This is a genomic window from Aeribacillus pallidus, assembly GCF_050478865.1.
Lineage (GTDB): Bacteria > Bacillota > Bacilli > Bacillales > JACDOC01 > JACDOC01.
In genome coordinates this window covers 1-24,720 of the sequence record NZ_JBCNBW010000057.1, presented here as the reverse complement: position 1 = coordinate 24,720, position 24,720 = coordinate 1, and the positions used below count along the sequence as shown (strand labels likewise).

The following is a 24,720-nucleotide window of genomic DNA, read 5'->3' as shown; positions in this document are numbered from 1 at the left end:
TATAAAGAGGCGGTGGTTAAGATTGAGTTGCTTGTTTCCGACATACGCTCGGTGGGAGGTTCCAGTCGAACGGGCAAAAGGGACGTACATTTACGATACCTCTGGAAAAGCATATTTAGATTTTACATCAGGAATTGCTGTTTGCAACTTAGGGCATTGTCCTGATGAAGTAAAAAAGGCCATTCAACACCAGCTGGAAAAAGTGTGGCACGTGTCGAATTTGTTTCAGATACCTCTTCAGGAACAAGTTGCACAACTGTTAGTTCATCATTCGGTGGGGGATGCGGTATTTTTCGCCAATAGTGGGGCCGAAGCGAACGAAGCAGCGATTAAACTCGCTCGAAAATATACCGGAAACCATAAAATCATTACCTTTTATCAGTCGTTTCATGGTCGTACGTATGCTACGTTATCAGCAACAGGACAAAAGAAAGTGCAAGAAGGATTTGGCCCGTTAGCACCGACGTTTGTCCATTTACCGTATAACAATGTGAGCGCCATCGAATCGTTACAAGATGATGACATTGCCGCCATTATGGTGGAGGTCGTCCAAGGTGAAGGTGGCGTTGTGCCTGGGGAACAAGCCTTTTTGAACGCCATCGCCGATAAGTGCCGCGAATTAAATGCTTTACTTATTATCGATGAAGTTCAAACAGGGATAGGTCGGACAGGAAAAAAATTTGCGTATGAACATGTCGGCATCGAACCAGATATTATCACACTTGCCAAAGGACTCGGCAGCGGTTTTCCAGTCGGGGCGATGATCGGGAAAAAGCATTTAATTGAAACGTTTCATGCGGGAAGCCACGGCTCAACGTTTGGAGGTAACCCGTTAGCGATGGCCGCTGCGTTAGCAACGATAAAAGTCATTTTTGATGAGAGTTTTTTACAAGACGTTACCCAAAAAGGAGATTATTTTATTCGGCAACTAGCGGACTCATTACATGATGTTCCTTTTGTTCGTGAAATTCGTGGTGTTGGATTAATGATTGGGATTGAGTGTTCGGGAGAAGTTCAACCGCTTATCACTGCTTTACGTGAAAAGGGTCTTCTTGTGTTGTCCGCTGGTCCGAACGTGCTTCGGTTGTTGCCACCATTGACAGTGTCAGTTGAAGAAATAGACATGGCGTTAGACATTATTTCTACTACATTGATTGCAAGTTAGCTATTTTTATAGTTGTGATTGTATAATAATGGAAAAATCATTAAAAACACATCGGAAGAAGGTGTTTTACTTTGAAAGGATTCTTAATCTTATCTGATGGTTCGGTGTTTGAAGGTGAGTTAGATGAACAGGCACCACCCTTGTGTGAAGGGGAAGTGGTTTTTTATACAGGAATGACGGGTTATCAAGAAGTGTTGACCGACCCGTCCTATAAAGGTCAAATTGTGGTGTTTACGTACCCCTTAATTGGAAACTATGGAATCAATAAAGTTGATGGAGAAAGCAAACGTCCCCAAGTAAAGGGGGTTGTAGTCTATCAAGCAACTGAAACATATTCTCATTACTTAGCCAATGAGTCGTTCAAAAGTTATTTAGGCAAATGGAACATCCCTTGCTTATATCATGTCGATACACGCGCAGTGGTGAAAAAAATTCGATCATTTGGCTCACAACAAGCCGTTATTACTACCGACCCTACTTGGACGGTAAAGAAAGGCCTTTCGCAGAATCAAGTAGAAAAAGTGGTAAGTCAAACGATGGAAACGATTGGAAATGGTAATGTGCACATTGCGCTCATCGATTTTGGCTATAAAAAATCGATAGCCACTTCTTTAGTAAAGCGAGGATGTCGTGTGTCCATCGTTCCGTTTCATGAGATGGATACGGTGTATGATTTGAACCCAGATGGAGTGGTGTTATCAAACGGTCCAGGCAATCCGAAATCATTAACACCTTTTTTACCGAACATTAAAAAACTCATTTCATCCTTTCCGACGCTCGGTATTTGTTTAGGGCATCAATTAATCGCCCTTGCATTAGGTGGCGATACAACAAAACTACGCTTCGGTCATCGTGGGGCGAATCATCCGGTAATGGACCATCAAACGGGAAGGGTTTTTATGACATCGCAAAACCATAGCTATGTTGTGAACCCAGATAGTCTGCAACATGTTCCCGTACACATCCGTTTTACAAATATCAATGATCAATCGATAGAAGGGCTTGTTCATCGTCATTTACCGATTCTTTCGGTTCAATTTCATCCAGAAGCCCATCCAGGACCGAAAGAAGCTAGCTGGGTGTTTGATGAATATATAGCCGTATTACTTGCGGTAGGGAGAGAAAAAATATATGCCTAAAGATCCAACGATTAAAAAAGTACTCGTCATCGGATCCGGACCGATTATTATCGGGCAAGCAGCAGAATTTGACTATTCCGGTACACAAGGTTGTTTAGCGTTAAAAGAGGAAGGGATAAAGGTTGTATTAGTCAATAACAATCCCGCGACAATAATGACCGATACGAAATTTGCTGATGTCGTTTATTTTGAACCGCTCACTGTTTCCAGCTTAGAGACGATTATTCAAAAAGAACAACCAGACGGCATTTTAGCGACATTGGGTGGGCAAACGGCATTAAACTTAGCCGTAGACCTTGAAAAAAGTGGAATTCTCAAAAAATATTTCGTTCGTCTTTTAGGAACCTCAAGTGAATCGATTCAACAAGGAGAAGACCGCGAACGTTTCCGGGCGCTCATGAAGGAACTGAATGAGCCAATACCGGAAAGTGAAATTGTAGAAGATATCGCTTCTGCTGTACAGTTTGCACAAACAATCGGGTATCCGATTATCGTTCGTCCTGCGTATACGTTAGGTGGAAAAGGTGGGGGTATTGCGTACAATGAAGCCGAGCTTGTTTCCATCGTTTCCAACGGATTGAACATGAGCCCGATTCACCAAGTGTTAGTGGAAAAAAGTATTGCTGGCTTTAAAGAGATTGAATATGAAGTCATGCGGGATGCGGCCAATACGTGTATCACGGTGTGTAATATGGAAAACATTGACCCCGTCGGAATTCACACAGGAGATTCCATCGTGGTAGCACCTTCACAAACGTTAACAGACGAAGAGTATCAAATGTTACGAAGTGCAGCGTTAAAAATTATTTCGGCGTTAAAGGTTGTCGGTGGTTGCAACATTCAATTTGCCCTCGATCCGCATAGTAACCAATATTACGTCATCGAAGTCAATCCGCGTGTCAGTCGCTCATCCGCTCTTGCTTCCAAAGCGACCGGGTATCCAATTGCACGAATGGCGGCGAAGCTTTCCATTGGCTACACGTTACACGAATTGAAAAACCCGCTTACGGAGTCAACGTATGCAAGTTTTGAACCAGCTTTAGATTATGTCGTTGTTAAATTTCCGCGCTGGCCGTTTGATAAATTTACGAAAGCAAACCGCCGACTCGGAACAAAAATGAAAGCAACAGGTGAAGTGATGGCGATTGATCGAACGTTGGAGGGGGCGTTACAAAAAGCGGTTGAATCGCTTGAATTACCATTAGTCGGTCTGTTGTTGCCAAAATTACAGGCCGAAGAGACCGCCCATTTGATGCAACGTCTTCAAGAAGCGGACGATGAGCGATTTTTCGTTATAACCGAATTGTTACGGCGAGGAGTCGCCGTTGATGTGTTGCATCAACAAACCGGTATCGATCATTATTTTTTATCCGTAGTTGCTCATCTCGTGGCTTTAGAGAAGAAATTGGCGAATGAAGAACTTCAACCTTCTTTACTAGAGGGGGCAAAACGGTACGGCTTTTCTGACCGAGCGATTGCTCATTGGACCGGACTCACGGAAGAAAACATCCGCTCGCTCCGTCAAAAGTGGGGAATTCATGCGGTTTATAAGATGGTCGATACGTGTGCGGCGGAATTTGATGCCCGAACGAATTATTTTTATTCAACGTACGGTGGAGAAAACGAAGCCATTCCGAAAAAAGGAAAGAAAAAAGCGCTGGTGATCGGCTCAGGTCCGATTCGAATCGGTCAAGGGGTCGAATTTGATTATAGTGCGGTACATTGTATTTTAACGTTGCAGCAATTAGGGTATGAAGCGATTATGATCAACAACAATCCAGAAACGGTTAGTACCGATTATGAAATCGCCGATCGCCTTTATTTTGAACCATTAACGGTCGAGCATATATTAAACGTGATTGAGAATGAACAGGTGGATGTCACCCTTGTTCAGTTTGGTGGACAAACAGCCATTAATTTAGTTAAAGGGTTGGAAAAAGCCGGCGTTCCGCTATTAGAAATGAGCACCGATTTACTCGATGAACTCGAGGATCGGGAGAAATTCTACGCGCTTCTTGACCGTGCACACATCCCACATGTTAAAGGGACGGCCGCCAAAACGAAAGAAGAGGCGCAAAAAGCTGTTACAAAGCTTCAGTTTCCTATTTTATTACGCCCTTCATATGTTATTGGCGGAAAAGGAATGGTCCGCGTCGACTCAATGGACACATTTGAAGACATTATTGTCCAAACAGATGATGCTCATTTTCCATTATTGTTAGATGAATTTGTCGAAGGAAAAGAAATTGAAATCGATCTAGTCGCAGATGGAGAGAATGTATGGATTCCAGGTGTCATCGAACATATTGAACCAGCAGGTATCCATTCGGGAGATAGTTATGCTTTGTTTCCGTCACAGCGTGTGTCGTCTTTAGTGAAAAAGCTGGTGAGAGTGTATGCAGAAAAAATAGTTCAGGCGCTTCATTACAAAGGGATTATGAATATCCAATTTTTATTACGCGACAAAGACGTTTTCGTATTGGAAGTCAACCCACGTGCGAGCCGTACCGTTCCGATTGTTAGTAAAATCACAGGGATTTCGTTAGTGGAAAAAGCAACCGAAGTGTTGTGCGGATCATCGTTAACGGATTTAAAATTGCCTGACAAAGCCTCCAGCGAACAGGTCGCTGTTAAGTTTCCGGTCTTTTCATCCCATGCCCTCACCGATGTCGACTTAAAACTCGGTCCGGAAATGAAATCAACCGGTGAAGGAATGTGTGTTGGACTTACAGTCGAAGAAGCGATGAAAAAAGTGTTTGCCCACTTACAACCAATTAATGAACAAAACATTTTTATCGATGACAATGGTAGAGCATCGGACGAATTCGACCAATGGCTAAAATGTGGAGGGGGAAAAGTGTATTACAATCCTCTATCGACTGATGCTGCTAGAAGAAACCGGATAAAAGCCATCGAACGTGGCCTCACCGTCTTTACCGAAAAAGAAACGTTTGAAGCTTTTATCCATGCATGTGGATTGTACCAAAAGGTCAACACATAAGTGTTGGCTTTTGGTTTTTTGATATGTTGGTTGAGCCAAGCCAGCAAGTAAAGTTCTGGATAGACACGTAAATTAAGATGAAGGCAAGTAATTAAGTAAAAGTGGCAAGTAACTTCAAGATCGGCAAGTAAATTTCCGACACTGTCCAGTAAAATCCCAACATTAAGAGTAAACACGGCTAGGAATCTCTCGTCTTAGATATGAAACGTCGTCAATACAACAAAATTGGCCTATATCTAATCGAGTTACTCACAAAAAACAAAAGAGACAGCCATAAAGCTGTCTCTATCACTTCATCCTTTGTTGACCGTGGAAAAAATGTACTACTTACAAATGGCAGTTCGAAAAAACTTACCCTACTTTTTTAACCCCCATTTGTTCTAATTGGTCGGCACGTACAAAACGATCAGTAATGGCTGTTAGGGCACCGTCGCCAGTTACGTTACATGCTGTTCCGAAGCTATCTTGTGCTAAGTAAAGGGCAATCATTAAAGAAAGCATTGTGGAATCAAATCCGAGCATCGATTCAAGAAGCCCTAAAGCGGCCATGACAGCACCACCTGGAACACCAGGAGCGGCAATCATCGTAATCCCAAGCATTAATATAAATGGGAATAACGTACCGAACGTTGGGACCTCTCCTTGCAATAACATAACCGCCATCGCACAGCTTGTTAGTGTAATCGTACTACCAGATAAATGAATGGTCGCTAATAACGGAACGGAAAAATCGGCCACTCGTTCTTTAACTCCTAATGTTTTTGTATGTTTCAATGTGACCGGAATCGTTGAAGCGGAGGACTGGGTACCAAGCGCTGTAAAATAGGCTGGTAACATCTTTTTCAACATACCAAATGGATTTTTTTGACGTAAGGAGCCAGCAACAGAATATTGAATCAATATATATACAAAATGAAGAACGATAATCATGACAAACACTTTGGCGAAAACGCTCATAATGGCTCCTACTTGTCCTCCATTGGTCATATTGGCAAAAATACCAAAAATATGAAGCGGTAATAATGGAATAATCACGCGATCAATTAATTTTTCGATGATGTCTCTGAAATCATTAAGCACTCGTTGTAACGTATCCCCTTTAATAGCCGCTAATCCAAGACCAAGCGTAAACGCAATAAGAAGTGCCGTCATAACCCCCATAATTGGTGGCATGTCCACCGTAAAATATGGTTCGAGCAATACTTCTTCTGGATTCTCGAACTCTCCATGGGTCGTTTGATTGGCTAAAAGAGTTGGGTATAACGTTTTAGCTGCAAAAAAAGCTAACAATCCTGCTCCAATCGTTGATCCATATGCAATACTTGTTGTCAATCCAAGTAGTTTACCAGCTTCTTTTCCCATTGTGCCAATACCCGGTGCAATGAACCCGATGATAATTAACGGGATGGCAAATCCTAAGAAACTACCAAATAAACTATTAAATGTGGCAAACAGTCGAATTCCCCATTCGGGAATGACTAATCCTGCTCCGATCCCTAGAGCAATTGCTAAAATGATTCTAGGGAGTAGTCCAATACGTTTCATGGTACTGTCCTCCTTAAAAGAACAACTGTATTTTATAGGTGGATTATACAAGGTTTATCCATGAGTGTTAAGAGGAAAAAATATATACGGAATAGCAAATAAATTAGAAAAATTCAGTTAAATAAACGTTTGTTTAAATTCAAAGTAGCAAAACAACCTAAAGACGGCATACTAATAAAGAAAGCTGCCTAGAAATAATTTTTTAAGAGTAAGAGAAAGAGTCTCCTACTTGGCATGGAAAGTGTTAAAATAGAGTCATCTCAAGAAATATTGGAGGTTCCTTATGAAAACGAAACTCTGTTTATTATATGGTGGAAAATCTGCTGAACATAAAGTATCTTTACAAACAGCAAAAGCGGTCATCCAAGCGTTGGATCCGGACAAATATGAAATTCATCCTGTTTATATTGATACAGAAGGGGCTTGGATTAAAGGTCCTCAACTGAGCGGACCAGTGGAGGATGTAAAAGCCCTCGTATTCTCCAAAGGAAACGAAATTGTCCCAACGGAATTATCCGTCACTGTTGGTTCTTCTCTGTCCAATGAAAAAGGCTATGATGTCATCTTCCCTCTTTTACACGGACCAAATGGGGAAGACGGAACCGTACAAGGAATGCTTGAACTATTAAATTTACCGTACGTTGGTAATGGAGTGTTAGCTTCCGCGGCAGGCATGGATAAAGTGATTATGAAGAATTTATTCGACCAAGCTGGTTTACCGCAAGTAGACTATGTTTGGTTTATAAAAAGCACGTGGAAAGCCAATCGCGAACTAGCGTATGAACAAGTAGAGCGCCGTCTGGGCTATCCGTGCTTTGTCAAACCAGCCAATCTCGGTTCAAGCGTCGGAATTAGTAAATGTAATAACCGCGAAGAATTAGACAAAGCGTTTGAAGAAGCGTTCCAATTTGACCGAAAAATTATTGTTGAACAAGGCGTTCAAGCACGGGAATTAGAGGTCGGATTATTAGGAAATGACCATCCAGAATGTTCGGTGGTCGGAGAAATTGTTCCGAAAAAAGAATTTTACGATTACAAAGCGAAATATGAAGATGGAGATACCGCATTAATTATTCCGGCAGAGATTCCGGAAGAAGTGGCCAAGGAAATGAAAGAAATGGCCATTCGTGCATTTAAAGCCCTTGACTGTTCGGGTTTAGTTCGGGCAGACTTCTTCTTGACAAAAGATGGAAAACTTTTAATAAACGAAGTAAATACGATGCCGGGATTTACGCCGTTTAGTATGTTCCCTTTACTTTGGAAGCATACAGGAGTAGAATATCCTCAACTCATTGAAAAGCTTATTCAGCTTGCCATCGAGCGGTACGAAGAAAAACAAGAGATTAAACACACAATGGATGAATAAGGGGTGAACTCGGCAGTGGCCGAGTTTTCTTTTTCACCCCTTAAACTTGGAAAGGAGAAGGAAAATGATACGACGAACAATTGGTCAAATTGCCCTTATGATTCCCGTACAAAATGATGTGTCAGTGTATTCAATGATCGAAATTCATGGAGTGTCAATCGACTCAAGAAAAATTGAAAAAGGAAATTTGTTCATTCCATTCCAAGGGGAAAAAGTTGATGGACATCAATTTGTTGAAGATGCCCTTAGAAAAGGAGCAGCCGCATCGCTGTGGAAAAAAGACGTACCGAATCCGCCAAAAGATGTACCGATTTTGATGGTGGACGACCCGTTACACGCGTTGCAAGAACTTGCTCGTGCTTATCGAAATGAACTCCAAACAAAGGTTGTCGGTATAACAGGTAGTAATGGAAAAACGACGACGAAAGATATGACAGCGTCTCTACTTTCACGCAAATACCGGGTCCAAAAAACAGAAGGGAACTTTAACAATCATATCGGATTGCCTTTAACCATCTTATCCTTAAGGGAAGATACAGAAGTTGCGGTCATTGAAATGGGAATGAGTGCAAAAGGGGAGATCTCTTTCTTAACGAAATTAGCTCGACCAGAAGTGGCCATTATTACGAATATTGGGGAATCGCATTTACAAGATCTAGGCTCAAGAGAAGCGATTGCTGATGCGAAATTAGAAATCGTAGAAGGACTACCGAAAGACGGTCTTCTCCTTTACTTCGGTGATGAGCCTCTCCTTCGTGAACGCGTACAGAACATGAAACAGGTTCGTACAAAAACGTTTGGTAAAATGTCAACGAATGACGTGTATCCGACGTTTACTGAGCAAAAAGGGCTTGGAACGGTTTTTTCTATCAACCGCCAACCAAACGAGCAATTTTTCCTTCCTGTTCTTGGAGCTCATAATTTAATGAACGCTTTAGCCGCGATGATGGTGGCCGAAGAGTGGAACATTTCATTTACGGAGATGAAAAAAGGTCTAGAAAACCTTCAGTTAACAAAAATGCGCATGGAATTATTAGAAGGAAAAAATGGTGCGAAATGGATTAACGATGCATACAATGCGAGTCCTACTTCCATGAAAGCAGCGATTCAATTACTGGAATCTCTCCAAGGATTTGAGCGAAAAATTGTTGTACTTGGGGATATGCTAGAACTAGGGCCACAAGAAAAAGAATTTCATTTCCAAGTTGGAAAAAGTATCGATCCTAATCGCATAGACTATGTGTTTACGTACGGAGAATTAGCTGCATTCATTTCAAATGGCGCGAAAGAACAGTTTCCTTCCGATCGTGTGCTTTCGTTCAACGATAAAACAGAGTTAATCAATCACTTAAAACATGTGGTAAAGGCCAATGATGTCATTCTCGTGAAAGCATCGCGAGGAATGCGTTTAGAAGAAGTTGTACAAACGTTTGTTTAAAAAAACAACAGCTTGGCAAAACCGAGTTGCTGAGGCTGTTCTTTTCTAAGGAGGCTTGTATTTTGATTGGTTGTTTATGTCTTCATGGATTTACCGGAGCTCCTTATGAAGTTCAACCATTAGCCGAATACTTAAAGGAACATACCGATTGGAAAATAGTTGTACCAACGCTTCCAGGACATGGAGAGGAGTTACAATTAAAAGGGGTGACCTATCACGATTGGCTACAACATGCGGATGAAGAACTAACTCGTTTAAAAGAGGAATGTGATCACGTGTACTTAATAGGCTTTTCCATGGGAGGATTAATTGCCGCCTATTTAGCTACGAAATACGATGTTCAAAAACTTGTCTTATTAAGCGCCGCTGCCTATTATATAAACCCCTCACAATTAAAAGAAGACGTGCTCATGATGGTGAAAGACTCGGTTCGAGGAAAACTACATGAAAATGAATTGTTTCATCGATACAAAAAGAAAATCGTTGCGACTCCTTTATCAGCGACGATAGAATTTCGAAAATTAGTGAAGTTTGTACGACCGAAATTACGCCACGTAACCATTCCGACACTGATTGCTCAAGGGGAATGTGACGGCATCGTTCCGGTAAAAAGCGCCCAGTATTTGTATGAACGTATCGGTTCTCCAAAAAAAATATTATTTTACTCCAAAAAGGCAAATCATCATATTTGCCATAGTGAAGATTGCGAAGAATTATTTCAAGCGGTGTTAAATTTCCTTCGTGAAAGCATGTAAGAAGTCTGACATGAAAACGTTACATTGAAATCATATGGAATAAATGGTAACATAACGATAACATCTTATGTATTTTTTGAGATACAAGTGGTTTCACTTGTATTTTCATCAATCGCTCTTCTTCGGAAGAGTATCTTTTTTTGATTTGAAAACGTTCTAGTATTCGCTTGTATTGAAGGCTCGGTCCAACCCGAGTTTTCTTTTTAGTAAATCGAGAGCATCATAAGATGATTGACGAATGATTAAAGGAGATTGAGTAACATTGACGAAGTTTTCAGCATTAAATATTAGCCCGACTGTATTAAAATCCATTCGCCGAATAGGCTTTGAAGAGGCCACCCCAATCCAAACAGGAACGATCCCTCTTGGGCTTGAAGGGAAAGATATTATTGGCCAAGCACAAACAGGGACAGGAAAAACCGCGGCGTTTGGTATTCCGTTAGTGGAAAAAATTAATGTCAAAGAACCGGTTGTGCAAGGAATTGTCGTCGCACCAACGAGAGAACTAGCCATTCAAGTATCGGAAGAACTTTATAAAATTGGATCCGATAAAAAAGTCCGCGTATTAGCAGTTTTTGGCGGACAAGATATTCAACGGCAAATTCGAGCGATGAAAAAACGTCCGCATATCATTGTCGGGACACCTGGCCGGTTGCTTGACCATATCCGCAGGCATACGTTAAAGTTGGACCGAGTTCATACGGTGGTTTTAGATGAAGCGGACGAAATGTTAAATATGGGATTTATTCATGATATTGAAGCGATTTTTTCCCATTGCCCTGACGACCGACAAACCTTATTATTCTCAGCAACGATGCCTGAGCCGATTAAAAACATGGCGAAAAAATTTATGAAAGACCCGGAAATGGTTCGTGTACAAGCGAAGGAAGCGACCGTTCCTCAAATTGCGCAATACTATATTCGCGTGCAAGAAAAAGAAAAATTTGATGTTTTATCACGCTTATTAGATGTTCAATCCCCAGAATTGGCCATCGTTTTTGGGCGTACGAAGCGTCGTGTAGATGAGTTAGCGAAGGCGTTGAATATTCGTGGTTATTTAGCGGAAGGAATTCATGGTGACTTGAGCCAAACGAAACGGTTATCTGTGTTAAAAAAATTTAAAGAAGGCCGAATCGACGTGTTAGTAGCAACGGACGTCGCTGCGCGTGGGTTAGATATTTCGGGAGTCACTCACGTTTATAACTTTGACATTCCGCAAGATCCGGAAAGCTACGTGCATCGTATTGGGCGGACGGGTCGAGCGGGGAAAGAAGGGGTGGCAATGACGTTTGTCACTTCCCGTGAAATGGGCTACTTAAAAACTGTGGAGCAAACGATTAAGAAACGAATGATGCCGCTACGTCCGCCAACATGGGATGAGGCGCTTGAAGGGCAGCAACGTTTGGCGAAAGACCGTTTAATCAAAACAATAAACGAAGGTACCATTCAAGAATACGAAGCGGTCGCGAAAGAGCTGTTAAATGAGAATGATGCCCTTTCTATCGTTGCCGCTGCGTTAAAACTGTTAACGAAAGAACCAGACAACACACCAATTCAATTAACAGAAGAATCACCACTACCGAAGAAGAAAGAGCAAAAATACGAATTCCAAAGAAAGCCCCAAACAAGAAAAGGCGGAAAAAAAGAATTTGTCGGAAGCCGCCGAAGATAATCCATTTAAACTTGGCTGACCTTAAACTTGAAGGTCAGCTTTTTTCGTATTATCAATTGAACCGAAAATAAGAGCGTTCAAATTTACAAAAAGATCACCGAATCTCTTTAGCTATTTATCCGTAAATAATTACGGATGAAGAGTGTAAAATGTTGTAAAATAGAAGAAGCGTCAAAGTTAGTCAAGGAAAGTGAGGAGTATGGATGTGAGAGGAGAACCAACCAATCGAATTTCGACGAAAGCATTGAACGTTTGGCGAATTTCCAATGCTTTTTCCGCATTGATTCCATGGGTAGTATTTGGCGGGCTTCTTGCCATGTATTATATTTTCCAATGGCCGCTATGGATTAGTGGAATTGCGCTTATCATCGCCTTTCTTTATACCATTCTTGCTGTTTTTTTATTTCCAAAATTACGGTGGAAGCGATGGCGTTATGAAGTAAGAGACCATGAAATTGAAATTCAACGTGGTGTCTTTATCATTAGTCGCACAATAGTCCCCATGGTTCGCGTCCAACATGTTGATACTGTTCAAGGCCCGATTTTACGAAAATACGACTTAGCAACGGTGTTAATATCAACTGCAGCAACGGTTCATGAAATTCCCGCACTCGATATTAAAGAAGCGGATGAACTTCGACATACGATTTCTATGCTGGCAAGGGTGGCGAAAGAAGATGTCTAGCACGAAACGTTTACATCCGATTTCAGCTGTTTATGAATTATTAAAAATGTTAAAAGAGCTTATTATTCCTATTTTGTTTTTTCTTTTTGTCGGAGAAGATGGAACAACATGGGATAAAATTTCGTTTTGGGCGTCCATGGCCATTATTGTATTTGTGTTTGCAAGCGGCATTTTAAAATGGCTTCGGTTTACATATCGAGTAGAAGAGGGAGAAATCCGAATTGAATCAGGGGCGATTATTCGAACTAAAAGGTACATTCCGTTAGAACGGATTCAAAGTTTAAGTTATACGGAAGGGATTTTACATCGACCGTTTGGATTAGTAAAAGTAAAAATCGAAACCGCTAGTGCTGGAGCTGAAGCGGAAGCAGAGCTAACAGCCATTACAAAAGCAGATGCGGAGGAATTACAACGTATCATTGCTTCTCAAAAAGAGCATGCTCAATCGGAAACGAATACAGGAGAAGAAACTAAAAAACTTGAAAACGATTCAACGATCGTGTATCAAATGACACCAAAAGAGCTTTTAATTATGGCGAGTACATCAAGTGCAATTGGGGTGATTCTTTCCGCTTTTTTTGCTTTATACACCCAGGTGGAACAATTTCTTCCATTAGATTGGTTGTACGATGAGTTAGAGCAGTTGGTTCGCAGCGGGCTTGTAATACTCGCGATTATTTCTATTTTAGGATTGGTCAGTGCATGGGCGTTTGGAATTGTCCTAACCTTTCTTAAATATGGGAATTTTACCGTTAAAAAAGAACGAAATGACGTCATTATCTCTAGAGGTTTATTAGAAAAAGTTTCAATTACCATCCCGATTGAGCGGGTACAAGGAGTAGTTTTTGTTGAAGGAATTCTCCGACAGCCTTTCGGATTTACTTCAGTGAAGCTCGAAAGCGCTGGTGGGGAAGGAAATGAAAAAGATCAAACTGAAAAGGTGATGATTTTACCGTTTATTCATAAAAAACGAGTCGTACCGATTTTACAACAATTATTGCCGGATTACGAGTTTGACGTTCCGTTACAGGCAGTATCCGTGAAAGCAAAAAGACGGTATATGATCCGCGAAGCGTTCAAAACCGTGCCTTTTGTAATTGCATTATCAACTATTTTTTGGCCTTATGGTCTATTTTCTCTGCTACTTCTTGTTCTAGCAGGGGGCTTTGGGTATATAAAGTATAAAGATGCTGGATGGCACGTAACGGCAACCCAACTAACCACTCGCTCAAGGGTGCTCGCTCGCCAAACTTTTTTCATGAAAAAAAATCGTATTCAGTCGATGGAGCTGAAACAAGGATGGCTACAACGACGGAAAGAGCTTGTCAGTGTAACGTCAACCATCCGTTCTGGAGTTTTAGCGGAAGTTGGAAAAGTCGTCGATATGGAGATGGAGGACGGTTTTTATGTTTATGAATGGTACCGTCCGAGAAAAGAACACCCGGAGTACAAGCTTGAAGAGCCCCACTTTAAGATAGGCGATGAACAAAAAAGCTGACTCTTCAATACGAGAGAAGAGTCAGCTTTATTAATAACTTACTTTTTATTCCAAAACCAGCCGATACCGAAGCCAGCGAGTAATCCAGACATATGGGCCGTGATATTGACTCCTGATTGGAAAAACGTCATGATGCTACCAATAATCACAATGGGAATTACGACTTGGGATACTTCCCGAGCAAACCAACTTTTTTGGAGTAAGACAACGGATATGTAATAACCAAATAATCCAAAGATGGCTCCGCTTGATCCGACGTGAATATACGTTAACGGTTGGAGAAAAAATGTAGCAATATTGGCTAATACACCACTAATCAAATAAAGAAATAAAAATTTCCCTTTACCTAATAACCGTTCTAAGGCAGGACCAAAAAGAATTAATGAAAAACTATTAAATAAAACATGTGCAAAACCACTATGTAAAAATATAGGGGTGACTAAACGCCACACTTCCCCATCAGCAATGTAAACGTTTACACCTGACAAAAGAGCGAATAGTTCTTGAGTTGGGAAAAAGGGTGTATTTGTGATGATATAAAGAAGCAGATGAACTGCAACCAAAATCGTAATCACGGGGTAGAGCTTAATAAATTCCGAAAAACTTTCGGTTCGAACAAACATCTTTTCAACCTCCGAATCAACTACAATTGGCCTACTAAGTATTGAATATAACCATATTGTACAATATGAATAGATACTAAAAAAACGTATAAAGAAGGTGAACCGAATGATCAAAGGAATTGGGATTGACATTATCGAGTTTTCTCGAATTCAATCCGTCTTTAAAAGACAGCCAAAATTTATTGAGCGAGTGTTAACACCGGCTGAACAAGAACAATTCCATCAACTTTCTGAACGACGTCAGTTAGAGTTTTTAGCCGGACGTTTTGCAGCGAAAGAAGCGTTTGCTAAAGCGTTGGGCACGGGAATTGGAACCGAACTCTCATTTCAAGATATTGAAATTATAAAAGATGAAAAAGGAAAACCTTATATTCCATATAATGAATACATTGTCCACGTATCCATCTCCCATAGTATAGAATATGCCGTGGCTCAAGTGGTCATTGAAGAAATATAACTTATCCACCATTTTACGAGACGTTCACGAAATTTAGACATACTCCCTTTGGTTGTCTCATATATTCTTAATGCAATAGGAGAGACAAAGTACAAGGAGATTAGGCATTAAAGGAAACTGGGTGATCACCAGTAGTAAAGAGTATGTTCGTTGTTAGGAAAGATTTTTAACCACACCATATAGTTCTCCACCAATAGGTTCAGTTCCTTTTCCAAAAATGATTTCTCCTTGTCATCTCTTCGTGACGTTTAAATGAGACATTAAAAGGGGTTGAATGTATGAGAAAATCGGTCTGGCTGTTCGTTGTTTCGGTATTAACAGTGCTGGCACTTTCGGCATGTGGTTCAAAATCTCAGGAAGAAGTCGTGGAGCATTTAACGAAGAAAGTTGAAAAGTATACGAGCTATAAAGCAAAAGCAAAAATGACGTTAAAAATGGGAATGGACCCCCAAACGTATGACATCGAAGTGTGGCACAATAAACCCGAATATTATCGGGTAAATTTAAAACATGAAGGTAAAAGCGAGAGTCAAATGATCTTAAAAAATGACAGCGGTGTCTATGTATTAACACCAGCGCTAAACAAAAGCTATAAGTTCCAAAGCGATTGGCCAGAAAATACAAGTCAAGCGTACTTATACGAGTCGTTAGTGAAAGATATATTAGAAGATCCGAATGCGAAATTTAAAGAAACAAAAGAAAACTATGTATTTGAAACGAAGACGCGCTACCAAGATACGAAAATGTTACCTTATCAAGAAATTACGTTTAATAAAAAGGATTTGTCTCCGAAAAGTGTAAAAGTAATGGATCCAGACCGAAACACGCTAGTTACTGTTAAATTTTCTGAAGTATCGTTCGACGTAAAGTTTGATAAAGACGCCTTTGATACGAAGAAAAATATGACTGGTGCGCAATTAGAAATTCCGGTATCAACGAATGAAAACGACAATCAATTTACGGTGAAATATCCGATGGCTGAACTTCCAGGAGTTACTCTCGTCGATGAGAAGGAGGTCGTAACAGAAAACGGTAAACGAGTCGTTCTCACGTACGGTGGAGAAAAATCTTTCACTATAGTTCAGCAAAAGGTAGAGGTTATGCCTGCAGCGACTGTATCTACTGTAGTGAACGGAAAAATGGTCGATCTTGGGTTTACCATTGGTGCTATGAACGACCACTCCATTACGTGGATGCACGATGGGGTCGAATATATGTTAGCCTCAACCGACTTATCACCAGAAGAGATGGTGATGTTAGCGAAATCCGTACAAGGTGATATGGTCAAATAAACACATTCTAAAAAGCAGGCTCGAAAAGGGGCCTGTTTTTTCTTTGAGAATGTTCAGCCGAATTCGGGAGGTATGAGTCCGAAATAGTATAAAGTGTTTACAAGATCACCTAAAGTGTTCTCAAAGGTGTTTAACGCGTCTGTAATCACTCGTTATTCGAAACCTAGATAAATATTGTTTTTTAAAGAAGGCTCTACCCTAAAATAACTGTGGATAACTTTTGCTGTTATTTTATTCATCGATATGCCAATGGCAATTGGCATGAATGTCTGTTAAACGATACTGTTGATATTTTTACATTACGCTTGTGGCGGATGCTTTCCGTGGGCAAGGTGCAAGCCGCTTCCCTCGCTACGATCAAGTATGAGTCTTGCGGCTTCTTGTTCCCGCTGGAGTCGCCGCCGTGTGAATAACTTGCTAAAAATCAACAATGACATATAACAGAGCCTTAAAGAAAACGAGTAAAAAAGGAGGGAAGTGACAATGATAACTTGAAGAAGATTGTCAATGAATGAGTTTCTCCATAAAATAATATTAAAAATTCTACCACTAAACGATAGATATGTACCTAAAAATGAACAATTTCTTTTTATACTATGCATCAATTAGAAGGAAGTGAAAATTGTTGAAACAACCATTTTACAGAGATACGTGGGCTGAAATACAGTTAGATTCGTTGTATGAAAATGTACAAAAGATGATAAACTACCTTCCTTCTAACGTACAGGTAATGGCTGTCGTAAAAGCAAATGCATATGGACATGGTGATGTCCAAGTAGCCAAAACAGCGCTGGAGGCTGGAGCCACTCAGCTAGCAGTAGCCATTTTAGATGAAGCTCTTGCGTTAAGATGGAAAGGTATTACGGCTCCCATCCTTGTTCTTGGAGCGAGTCGCCCAGAAGATGTGGAAATAGCTGCAAAAAACGATATATCTTTAACGGTTTTTTCCTTGCAATGGTTACAACAAGCGAAAGCGCACTTAAAAAAAGGGGATCGAGTTCGTATCCATATTAAGTGTGATACTGGAATGGGTAGAATTGGCGTCCGTAATGAAAAAGAACTAAATGCGTTAGTTGAGTACGTAGAAAAAAACGACGAATTTATTTGGGAAGGCATCTTCTCTCATTTTGCGACAGCCGATGAGACGAACCAAGAATATGTCCAACAACAAATGCTTCGCTTTGAACAAATGTTAACCGCGCTCAAGCAACGACCACCTTTTGTTCATATGGCGAACAGTGCAGCTGCTATGCGTTATCAAACCCACTACTGGAATATGATCCGCCTGGGGATAGCAATGTATGGCTTGACCCCTTCATTAGCAATGGTCAATAAGTTGCCGTTTCCGTTAACAGAAGTTTTTTCACTTCATACCCGTCTCGTGCAAGTAAAAAAAATTAAAAAAGGCGAATCGATAAGTTATGGAGCTACGTATACGGCTCAAGAAGACGAATGGATTGGCACGCTCCCGATTGGTTACGCTGACGGCTGGATCCGCAAGTTACAAGGTCAAGAAGTGTTAGTGGAAGGAAAACGAGCTCCGATTGTAGGAAGAATTTGTATGGATCAATGCATGATCAAACTCCCGTATGAAATGCCTATCGGTACAAAGGTGACCTTAATAGGGAAACAAGGGAACGAAAAAATTACCGTGGACGAAATTGCTCAAAAACTTGACACCATTAACTACGAAGTCCCTTGTATGATTTCAGCAAGAGTCCCGCGAGTATTCGTTCGACAAGGGCAGTATGAGGAAATCAAAAATTATCTTTTTTCATTGGGGAATTTAAGAAATCTTCATGAAAAGTAGAATTCATGGAAAGATGATGCATAAAATTGTAAAGTGTTTGACGATAATAGTGAAGAATTGCTGAATTCTCTTTGCATCGGTTATGATTGATGATATTATTAGAGTTGGTAGTGTATATACGGTGTGTAGTGATGGTGGAGGTGTATTCTGTGTCTGAATCCAGTACAACAACAGAAATTTTAATTCGTTTGCCTAAACAGCTACTATCAGAGCTGGATGGCTATGCAGAACAGGAAAACGTGAATCGGAGCGAGTTTATTTATCGTGCCACAAAAATGTACTTACGCGAACGTAAAAAGAGACAAATTCGTGAAACGATGAGACGCGGGTATATGGAAATGGCCAAAATCAATTTAGCCATTGCTTCCGAAGCGATTCAAGCTGAATATGAGGCAGAACACACAGTAGAACGATTAGTAAGCGGAGGATAATCCTTTGATTGTCAAGCGTGGTGACGTGTACTTCGCAGACCTATCCCCGGTGGTTGGTTCAGAGCAAGGCGGTGTCCGTCCTGTGCTAGTAATACAAAATGACATCGGTAACCGATTTAGTCCGACGGTCATAGTCGCTGCCATTACAGCGCAAATCCAAAAAGCGAAGCTGCCTACTCATGTGGAAATCGATGCAGAGCGTTACGGCTTTGAGCGAGATTCCGTTATCCTGCTAGAGCAAATCCGGACAATTGATAAACAACGTTTAACCGATAAGATTACCCATCTAGACGATGAAATGATGGAAAAAGTGGACGAAGCGTTACAAATAAGTCTTGGTCTTATCGAATTTTAATAATAGGATAAAAAAGCTATTGGACTCAATTCCAATAGCTTTTTTATTTTTATTCTTTAATTTTAGGATGCTTTACAATCATACATAATTGTTTATTTTTCTAAGTTTCGTTTTATGTCAACAAGTGTATAGAAATAAAGGATGAATATATCTAATAACCAAATAGAAAATTCTTGCAGGAAAATGACGATTTTTCTGGAAATCCAAATTTGAAGGTACAAAATCTCACGACACTTCATCTTTTTACAATAAAAGATCAACAAGGTATATTTGCAGTCCGGCAAAAAGACTATGTTAAAATGGGGTGAAAGCAAAAATGAACGACCAAATCATACAATATCTTCAATCAGAAAAAGAGAATATCGTTCAAGAATGGAGAGAACTCCTAAAGCAACAAGCCAAAGATCGGATCGTGCCAGTTTTATCTGATCAAGTATTTATGAGTACAAGTCATGAATTTATTGACTTAATATTATCTAATTACCAAAATTCAGGGGAAAAGTATGCTGAAAAGGTGGAGAGGAATGCCAAAACCATCTCAACCTAAACAACCAACAAAAGAGGAGATTAATAGTTGGATTATTAAGTACCAACAGTATGGTGATGAAGAAGCACAAAATCGAGTTGTTATGCATTATAAAACGATGGTGGAAGCCATTGCGAGAAAGTATTCCAACGGTAAATCGTATCAAGAAGATATTGCCCAAGTAGGAATGGTTGGACTACTGGGAGCGATTCAACGTTTTGACCCTTCTGTTGGGAAGAGCTTTGAGGCGTTCGCCATTCCGACTATCATCGGCGAAATTAAACGGTATTTACGTGATAAAACGTGGAGTGTTCACGTCCCTCGTAAAATAAAAGAATTAGGCCCGAAAATTAAATCAATGGTTGAACGGTTAACAATTGAGCTACAACGTTCGCCGAAAATTGAAGAAATTGCTGAAGAATTACAAGTTAGTGAAGAAGAAGTACTTGAAGTGATGGAAATGGGAAAAAGCTATCAAGCGTTATCTGTCGATCATGTCATTGAACCTGATTCAGACGGTAATGCGGTCACGTTGTTAGATGTGGTAGGAAAACAAGATGAAGGGTATGAAAAAGTCACGCAACGTATCGTTTTAGAACAAGTGTTGCCGATTTTAGACGAGCGTGAGCGACTTATTATACATTATACGTTTATTGAAAATTTAAGTCAGAAAGAAACGGGAGAACGATTAGGAATCTCCCAAATGCATGTATCACGACTTCACCGAAAGGTTATTAAAAAATTACAAAATGCTATTTATTGTGATCAACTAACAAAGGAAAGGGCATCAATGAAATAAGAATTTAGCAAGCGGGAATAGAGGCTTGCAATGAGCAAGCTTTTTTCTTTTTTAAGCAGTTTGGGAATCATGTGATAAAATGGATAAGAATACGAAGTGTTGGAGGAACGAATGTGGAAGTAACAGTAGATGTAAAAAGTGAGTTGTTAAAACAAGTAGCGAAAGAGTTAAAGCTATCTGAAAAAAGCGTTCAAAGTGTTATTACTCTTTTAGAAGAAGGGAATACCATACCATTTATTGCTCGTTACCGAAAAGAAATGACCGGGGCGCTAGACGAAGTACAAATTAAATCAATCGCCGATCGCTTTCACTACTTGCTTCATTTAGAAGAGCGAAAAAATGAAGTTCTTCGTCTTATTGAAGAACAAGGAAAGCTCACTGATGAACTTCGTAAGCAAATTGAACGTGCTGGAAAGCTACAGGAAGTTGAAGATTTATACCGACCGTTTAAGCAAAAACGGCGGACAAAAGCAACAATCGCGAAAGAAAAAGGATTGGAACCATTTGCTCAATGGATGATGACGTTTTCGACCAATGAAGATATTCACGAAAAAGCAAAGCTCTTTTTGAATGAAGAAAAAGAATTGGTTTCCATCGAGGATGCCATTCAAGGGGCGCAAGATATTATTGCGGAATGGATTTCCGATGATGCATCCGTTCGGCAATGGATTCGGGATCATACGTATCGCCATGGTACCATTCATTCTACGGTGAAAAATGAAGAAATCGATGAGAAAAAAGTGTACGAAATGTATTACGACTATGAAGAACCAGTGGCAAAAATTGTGCCACATCGGATTTTGGCATTAAATCGTGGTGAAAAAGAAGACGTGTTAAAAGTTTCGATTCGTCCTAATACCGAGGCTATTATCCATGAATTACAACAGCGCTTTGTTAAAAATGATCAATCATCAGCTACACCTTATGTGCAAGAAGCGATTGTTGATGGATATAAACGGTTAATTCAGCCATCCATCGAGCGCGACATCCGTAATGAGTTAACCGAGAAAGCGGAAGATCAAGCCATCCACATTTTCGCGGAGAACTTGAAAAAATTATTACTTCAACCACCGATTAAAGGAAATATTGTATTAGGAATTGACCCAGCTTATCGAACAGGGTGTAAATTAGCCGTTGTGGATGAAACAGGAAAATTGTTACATATTGATGTTATTTATCCGCATCCACCAAAAGCAAAAGTCGAAGAAGCGGTCGAAAAATTACAACACGTGATTAAATCTTATCAAGTGAAAGTAATCGCTATCGGAAACGGAACCGCTTCTCGAGAAACCGAGCAATTTGTTGCAGATGTATTAAAGCAAATCGGGGATGATATTTATTATTTAATTGTCAACGAAGCGGGGGCCAGTGTGTACTCAGCTTCTGAATTAGCCCGGGAAGAATTCCCGACTTTACAGGTAGAAGAAAGAAGTGCGGTGTCAATTGCTCGCCGTCTGCAAGATCCGCTAGCGGAATTAGTAAAAATTGATCCAAAATCGGTTGGGGTAGGTCAATATCAGCATGATGTCTCACAAAAAAAATTATCTGAATCCCTAACGTTCGTTGTCGAGACTGTCGTTAACCAAGTAGGAGTCAATGTTAATACCGCCTCTCCATCTCTATTACAATACGTCGCAGGTTTATCCAAATCAGTAGCTAACAATATTGTGAAGCATCGAGAAGAAAACGGGAAATTTACGAATCGTAATCAACTGAAAACAATCCCACGGTTAGGGGCAAAAACATTTGAACAATGTATTGGCTTTTTACGCATCATTGATGGTGAGGAGCCGTTGGACCGAACACCGATTCACCCTGAAAATTATGAAGTGGTAAGAAAATTGTTAACGAAGCTAGATTGCACAACAGCTGATCTCGGTTCAGAAAAATTACAACATGCTCTTTCTTCCTATTCAGTAGAGCAACTAGCCGATGAACTTGAACTCGGAATTCATACGGTAAAAGATATTGTAGAAGCGTTACTAAAACCAGAACGTGACCCACGGGATGAACTGCCAAAACCGCTCTTAAAGAAAGATGTATTAACATTAGATGATTTAACAGTTGGTATGGAATTACAAGGAACAGTTCGCAATGTGGTCGATTTCGGAGCATTCGTAGACGTCGGATTGAAAAATGATGGGTTAGTGCACATATCCAAATTGAAAAAAGGATTTGTAAAGCATCCGCTTGATGTAGTTTCTGTTGGGGATGTTGTCACCGTTTGGGTGTTAGATGTAGATAAACAAAAAGAGCGTGTAGCCTTAACAATGTTGCCACCAAACGAACAATAAGAAGAAAACGCTGCTTTTTATGAGCAGTGTTTTCTTCTATAATAATACCAGCATTGATTTAATAACTTAATTTGGTATCGATTTTTTTCAAAAAATGCGCGCCGAATTTGATTTTGAAACCAAGTAGGCATCTGTTATACCTCCTCGTTTATCTGCCCAGTTAATTATTAATTTATGTCTTGAAAGCTTGTTCCGTTCAAACTTTTGGGAAAGGGATATGTATATGACGAACGAAGAGTTACAACAATTAGTTGAAACGATTTCCAAAACTTACTTCGGAAAAACTTTTAATCATCAAGCAACATTTAATCCCCGATTACGCACAACAGGTGGACGGTACTTATTAGCTACTCATAATATTGAAATTAACCGAACATATTATGAGGAGTATGGACTAGATGAACTAATTGGTATTATTAAACATGAGCTTTGTCATTATCATTTACATTTAGAAGGGAAAGGGTATCGGCACCGAGATCGTGATTTTAAAGAATTGCTTCACCAAGTTGGTGCACCTCGATATTGTACTCCGCTTCAATCGGCCAAAATTTCTGTAAAAAAAATACAAGTTTATCAATGCACAGAATGTCACACATTGTTTCATAGGAAAAGAAGAGTGAATACAAACCGCTTTGTTTGTGGAAAGTGTAGAGGAAAGATTATGAAAATAGATCGTTGACATACATATGATTGTGTGATAAATTTCTATACCGATATAAAAAAATCCTGACGAGAAAAAGTAAAAAAGTAGTTGACAGGCTTAGGTTGTGTAAATATAATTTAAAGAGTCGAAAGCATTAATAACCTCGTTCCGCAGTAGCTCAGTGGTAGAGCATTCGGCTGTTAACCGAACGGTCGCAGGTTCGAATCCTGCCTGCGGAGCCATCTTTGGGGAAGTACTCAAGTGGCTGAAGAGGACGGTTTGCTAAACCGTTAGGTCGGATTGTTCCGGCGCGCGGGTTCAAATCCCGCCTTCTCCGCCATGTGAGGAACCAAAGCTAAAATTTTGGCCCGTTGGTCAAGTGGTTAAGACACCGCCCTTTCACGGCGGTAACACGGGTTCGAATCCCGTACGGGTCATTCATATTTTTATACAGAAGGAGAAATCCTTCTTTCTTTTATGGTCCCGTGGTGTAGCGGTTAACATGCCTGCCTGTCACGCAGGAGATCGCGGGTTCGATTCCCGTCGGGACCGCCATTTATTTTATAAGTATTTTTAAGTGTTGGGCTATAGCCAAGCGGTAAGGCAACGGACTTTGACTCCGTGATGCGCTGGTTCGAATCCAGCTAGCCCAGCCAATTATAATAATTGAGCCATTAGCTCAGTCGGTAGAGCACGAATGAATAGACATCGTAGCGTTACATCGAGCGCACCACTCGAGCCGCATCTTGAGAAAACTTTCTGAGAGTGGGGCGTCAATAAAAGCTGCGAGTTGTACCGCTCGAACTACAACTTGAATGAACTTACTGAGAGCGGGACATCGACTTTGAGAATTTAATGATAACCAACAATATATTTGAGCCATTAGCTCAGTCGGTAGAGCATCTGACTTTTAATCAGAGGGTCGGAGGTTCGAGTCCTCCATGGCTCACCAGTTTTATGCGGGTGTGGCGGAATTGGCAGACGCACCAGACTTAGGATCTGGCGCCGCAAGGCGTGGGGGTTCAAGTCCCTCCACCCGCACTTAAAAATTTTTTAAAAGTAGTTGACATTCTTTGATTACAATGTATAATAGAGTTTGTCGCTGTTAATGAGCGGTCGTGGCGGAATGGCAGACGCGCTAGGTTGAGGGCCTAGTGGGGGTTAACCCCGTGGAGGTTCAAGTCCTCTCGACCGCATAGAAGTTGTGCGCCCGTAGCTCAATTGGA

At 40.5% G+C, this 24,720-nt stretch carries 21 protein-coding genes and 8 tRNA genes; 26 read left to right on the top strand and 3 right to left on the bottom strand.

What is annotated here, in order from left to right; all coding sequences use genetic code 11:
* Positions 1-22 precede the first annotated feature (22 nt).
* The 3 genes from argD (at position 23) to carB (ending at position 5,305) form a co-directional block, all read left to right on the top strand.
* A complete protein-coding gene (gene argD / locus ABES52_RS12440; protein WP_429651474.1) occupies positions 23-1,165 on the top strand; it encodes an acetylornithine transaminase in 1,143 nt (380 codons plus the stop codon).
* 71 nt (positions 1,166-1,236) lie between these two features.
* Positions 1,237-2,304 (top strand): carbamoyl phosphate synthase small subunit, encoded by a 1,068-nt coding sequence (locus ABES52_RS12435; RefSeq protein ID WP_429651473.1) that lies wholly within the window; start codon positions 1,237-1,239, stop codon positions 2,302-2,304.
* Positions 2,297-5,305, top strand: coding sequence for a carbamoyl-phosphate synthase (glutamine-hydrolyzing) large subunit (carB, locus tag ABES52_RS12430; protein ID WP_429651472.1), 3,009 nt, complete (start codon positions 2,297-2,299; stop codon positions 5,303-5,305). Before ABES52_RS12435 ends, carB begins: the two co-directional genes overlap by 8 nt.
* A gap of 351 nt (positions 5,306-5,656) precedes the next feature.
* On the opposite strand, the gene ABES52_RS12425 is transcribed toward carB, so the two are convergent.
* Positions 5,657-6,850 carry a dicarboxylate/amino acid:cation symporter gene (locus ABES52_RS12425; protein ID WP_429651471.1) on the bottom strand — a complete coding sequence of 398 codons (1,194 nt, stop codon included), beginning with the start codon at positions 6,848-6,850 and terminating at the stop codon, positions 5,657-5,659.
* Positions 6,851-7,133: 283 nt separating this feature from the next.
* Between ABES52_RS12425 and ABES52_RS12420 the strand changes: the two genes are divergently transcribed.
* From ABES52_RS12420 to ABES52_RS12395, 6 genes are all read left to right on the top strand, one after another.
* Positions 7,134-8,216: a D-alanine--D-alanine ligase gene (locus ABES52_RS12420; RefSeq protein WP_429651470.1), complete on the top strand. Its 1,083-nt coding sequence runs from the start codon at positions 7,134-7,136 to the stop codon at positions 8,214-8,216.
* A gap of 64 nt (positions 8,217-8,280) precedes the next feature.
* A complete protein-coding gene (locus ABES52_RS12415) occupies positions 8,281-9,654 on the top strand; it encodes a UDP-N-acetylmuramoyl-tripeptide--D-alanyl-D-alanine ligase (RefSeq protein WP_429651469.1) in 1,374 nt (457 codons plus the stop codon).
* A gap of 62 nt (positions 9,655-9,716) precedes the next feature.
* Positions 9,717-10,409 carry an alpha/beta hydrolase gene (locus tag ABES52_RS12410; RefSeq protein ID WP_429651468.1) on the top strand — a complete coding sequence of 231 codons (693 nt, stop codon included), beginning with the start codon at positions 9,717-9,719 and terminating at the stop codon, positions 10,407-10,409.
* A gap of 262 nt (positions 10,410-10,671) precedes the next feature.
* Complete coding sequence (cshA, locus tag ABES52_RS12405; protein WP_429651467.1) at positions 10,672-12,081, top strand: degradosome RNA helicase CshA; 1,410 nt, start codon at positions 10,672-10,674, stop codon at positions 12,079-12,081.
* 199 nt (positions 12,082-12,280) lie between these two features.
* Positions 12,281-12,766 carry a PH domain-containing protein gene (locus tag ABES52_RS12400; protein ID WP_429651466.1) on the top strand — a complete coding sequence of 162 codons (486 nt, stop codon included), beginning with the start codon at positions 12,281-12,283 and terminating at the stop codon, positions 12,764-12,766.
* Positions 12,759-14,264, top strand: a complete 1,506-nt coding sequence (locus ABES52_RS12395; protein WP_429651465.1) for a PH domain-containing protein — start codon at positions 12,759-12,761, stop codon at positions 14,262-14,264. Before ABES52_RS12400 ends, ABES52_RS12395 begins: the two co-directional genes overlap by 8 nt.
* Before the next feature lie 38 nt (positions 14,265-14,302).
* Here the strand turns inward: ABES52_RS12395 and ABES52_RS12390 are convergent, their stop codons facing one another.
* Positions 14,303-14,887, bottom strand: a complete 585-nt coding sequence (locus tag ABES52_RS12390) for a rhomboid family intramembrane serine protease (protein ID WP_429651464.1) — start codon at positions 14,885-14,887, stop codon at positions 14,303-14,305.
* Positions 14,888-14,993: 106 nt separating this feature from the next.
* Between ABES52_RS12390 and acpS the strand changes: the two genes are divergently transcribed.
* From acpS to ABES52_RS12350, 8 genes are all read left to right on the top strand, one after another.
* Positions 14,994-15,344: a holo-ACP synthase gene (gene acpS, locus ABES52_RS12385; protein WP_429651463.1), complete on the top strand. Its 351-nt coding sequence runs from the start codon at positions 14,994-14,996 to the stop codon at positions 15,342-15,344.
* A gap of 278 nt (positions 15,345-15,622) precedes the next feature.
* Positions 15,623-16,636 carry a LolA family protein gene (locus tag ABES52_RS12380; protein WP_429651462.1) on the top strand — a complete coding sequence of 338 codons (1,014 nt, stop codon included), beginning with the start codon at positions 15,623-15,625 and terminating at the stop codon, positions 16,634-16,636.
* Positions 16,637-17,261: 625 nt separating this feature from the next.
* Entirely contained in the window at positions 17,262-18,446 is a 1,185-nt protein-coding gene (alr, locus tag ABES52_RS12375; protein ID WP_429651461.1) for an alanine racemase, read from the top strand.
* Positions 18,447-18,595: 149 nt separating this feature from the next.
* Complete coding sequence (locus ABES52_RS12370; RefSeq protein ID WP_429651460.1) at positions 18,596-18,877, top strand: CopG family ribbon-helix-helix protein; 282 nt, start codon at positions 18,596-18,598, stop codon at positions 18,875-18,877.
* Between the two features lie 4 nt (positions 18,878-18,881).
* Entirely contained in the window at positions 18,882-19,232 is a 351-nt protein-coding gene (gene ndoA, locus ABES52_RS12365) for a type II toxin-antitoxin system endoribonuclease NdoA (RefSeq protein WP_429651459.1), read from the top strand.
* A gap of 316 nt (positions 19,233-19,548) precedes the next feature.
* Positions 19,549-19,779: a globin family protein gene (locus tag ABES52_RS12360; protein WP_429651458.1), complete on the top strand. Its 231-nt coding sequence runs from the start codon at positions 19,549-19,551 to the stop codon at positions 19,777-19,779.
* Positions 19,757-20,557, top strand: a complete 801-nt coding sequence (gene sigB / locus ABES52_RS12355; protein ID WP_429651457.1) for an RNA polymerase sigma factor SigB — start codon at positions 19,757-19,759, stop codon at positions 20,555-20,557. The genes ABES52_RS12360 and sigB overlap by 23 nt, the downstream gene beginning before the upstream one ends.
* 113 nt (positions 20,558-20,670) lie before the next feature.
* Entirely contained in the window at positions 20,671-22,851 is a 2,181-nt protein-coding gene (locus ABES52_RS12350) for a Tex family protein (protein WP_429651456.1), read from the top strand.
* Positions 22,852-22,868: 17 nt separating this feature from the next.
* On the opposite strand, the gene cmpA is transcribed toward ABES52_RS12350, so the two are convergent.
* Entirely contained in the window at positions 22,869-22,982 is a 114-nt protein-coding gene (gene cmpA / locus ABES52_RS12345; RefSeq protein ID WP_429651455.1) for a cortex morphogenetic protein CmpA, read from the bottom strand.
* Between the two features lie 92 nt (positions 22,983-23,074).
* Here cmpA and ABES52_RS12340 point away from each other — a divergent pair, with 92 nt between their 5' ends.
* The 9 genes from ABES52_RS12340 to ABES52_RS12300 all read left to right on the top strand — a co-directional run bounded on the left by ABES52_RS12340 (position 23,075) and on the right by ABES52_RS12300 (position 24,690).
* Positions 23,075-23,530: a SprT family protein gene (locus tag ABES52_RS12340; protein ID WP_429651454.1), complete on the top strand. Its 456-nt coding sequence runs from the start codon at positions 23,075-23,077 to the stop codon at positions 23,528-23,530.
* A 131-nt stretch (positions 23,531-23,661) separates the two neighbouring features.
* Positions 23,662-23,736: transfer RNA gene (locus ABES52_RS12335), tRNA-Asn, on the top strand.
* Positions 23,737-23,741: 5 nt separating this feature from the next.
* Positions 23,742-23,834: transfer RNA gene (locus ABES52_RS12330), tRNA-Ser, on the top strand.
* Positions 23,835-23,859: 25 nt separating this feature from the next.
* Positions 23,860-23,931, top strand: a tRNA-Glu gene (locus tag ABES52_RS12325).
* Positions 23,932-23,973: 42 nt separating this feature from the next.
* Positions 23,974-24,049, top strand: a tRNA-Asp gene (locus ABES52_RS12320).
* 26 nt (positions 24,050-24,075) lie between these two features.
* A tRNA-Gln gene (locus ABES52_RS12315) sits at positions 24,076-24,150 on the top strand.
* Positions 24,151-24,370: 220 nt separating this feature from the next.
* A tRNA-Lys gene (locus tag ABES52_RS12310) sits at positions 24,371-24,446 on the top strand.
* A 7-nt stretch (positions 24,447-24,453) separates the two neighbouring features.
* Positions 24,454-24,535: transfer RNA gene (locus ABES52_RS12305), tRNA-Leu, on the top strand.
* A 71-nt stretch (positions 24,536-24,606) separates the two neighbouring features.
* A tRNA-Leu gene (locus tag ABES52_RS12300) sits at positions 24,607-24,690 on the top strand.
* Positions 24,691-24,720 lie beyond the last annotated feature (30 nt).

Coding starts and splice junctions, on each gene's coding strand:
- ABES52_RS12400 (WP_429651466.1), top strand. CDS start 12,281: ATGGATGTGAGAGGAGAACCAACCAATCGAATTTCGACGAAAGCATTG.
- ABES52_RS12380 (WP_429651462.1), top strand. CDS start 15,623: ATGAGAAAATCGGTCTGGCTGTTCGTTGTTTCGGTATTAACAGTGCTG.
- ABES52_RS12395 (WP_429651465.1), top strand. CDS start 12,759: ATGTCTAGCACGAAACGTTTACATCCGATTTCAGCTGTTTATGAATTA.
- carB (WP_429651472.1), top strand. CDS start 2,297: ATGCCTAAAGATCCAACGATTAAAAAAGTACTCGTCATCGGATCCGGA.
- ABES52_RS12340 (WP_429651454.1), top strand. CDS start 23,075: ATGACGAACGAAGAGTTACAACAATTAGTTGAAACGATTTCCAAAACT.
- cmpA (WP_429651455.1), bottom strand. CDS start 22,982: ATGCCTACTTGGTTTCAAAATCAAATTCGGCGCGCATTTTTTGAAAAA.
- ABES52_RS12425 (WP_429651471.1), bottom strand. CDS start 6,850: ATGAAACGTATTGGACTACTCCCTAGAATCATTTTAGCAATTGCTCTA.
- ABES52_RS12420 (WP_429651470.1), top strand. CDS start 7,134: ATGAAAACGAAACTCTGTTTATTATATGGTGGAAAATCTGCTGAACAT.
- acpS (WP_429651463.1), top strand. CDS start 14,994: ATGATCAAAGGAATTGGGATTGACATTATCGAGTTTTCTCGAATTCAA.
- ABES52_RS12360 (WP_429651458.1), top strand. CDS start 19,549: ATGAACGACCAAATCATACAATATCTTCAATCAGAAAAAGAGAATATC.
- ABES52_RS12415 (WP_429651469.1), top strand. CDS start 8,281: ATGATACGACGAACAATTGGTCAAATTGCCCTTATGATTCCCGTACAA.
- ABES52_RS12390 (WP_429651464.1), bottom strand. CDS start 14,887: ATGTTTGTTCGAACCGAAAGTTTTTCGGAATTTATTAAGCTCTACCCC.
- sigB (WP_429651457.1), top strand. CDS start 19,757: ATGCCAAAACCATCTCAACCTAAACAACCAACAAAAGAGGAGATTAAT.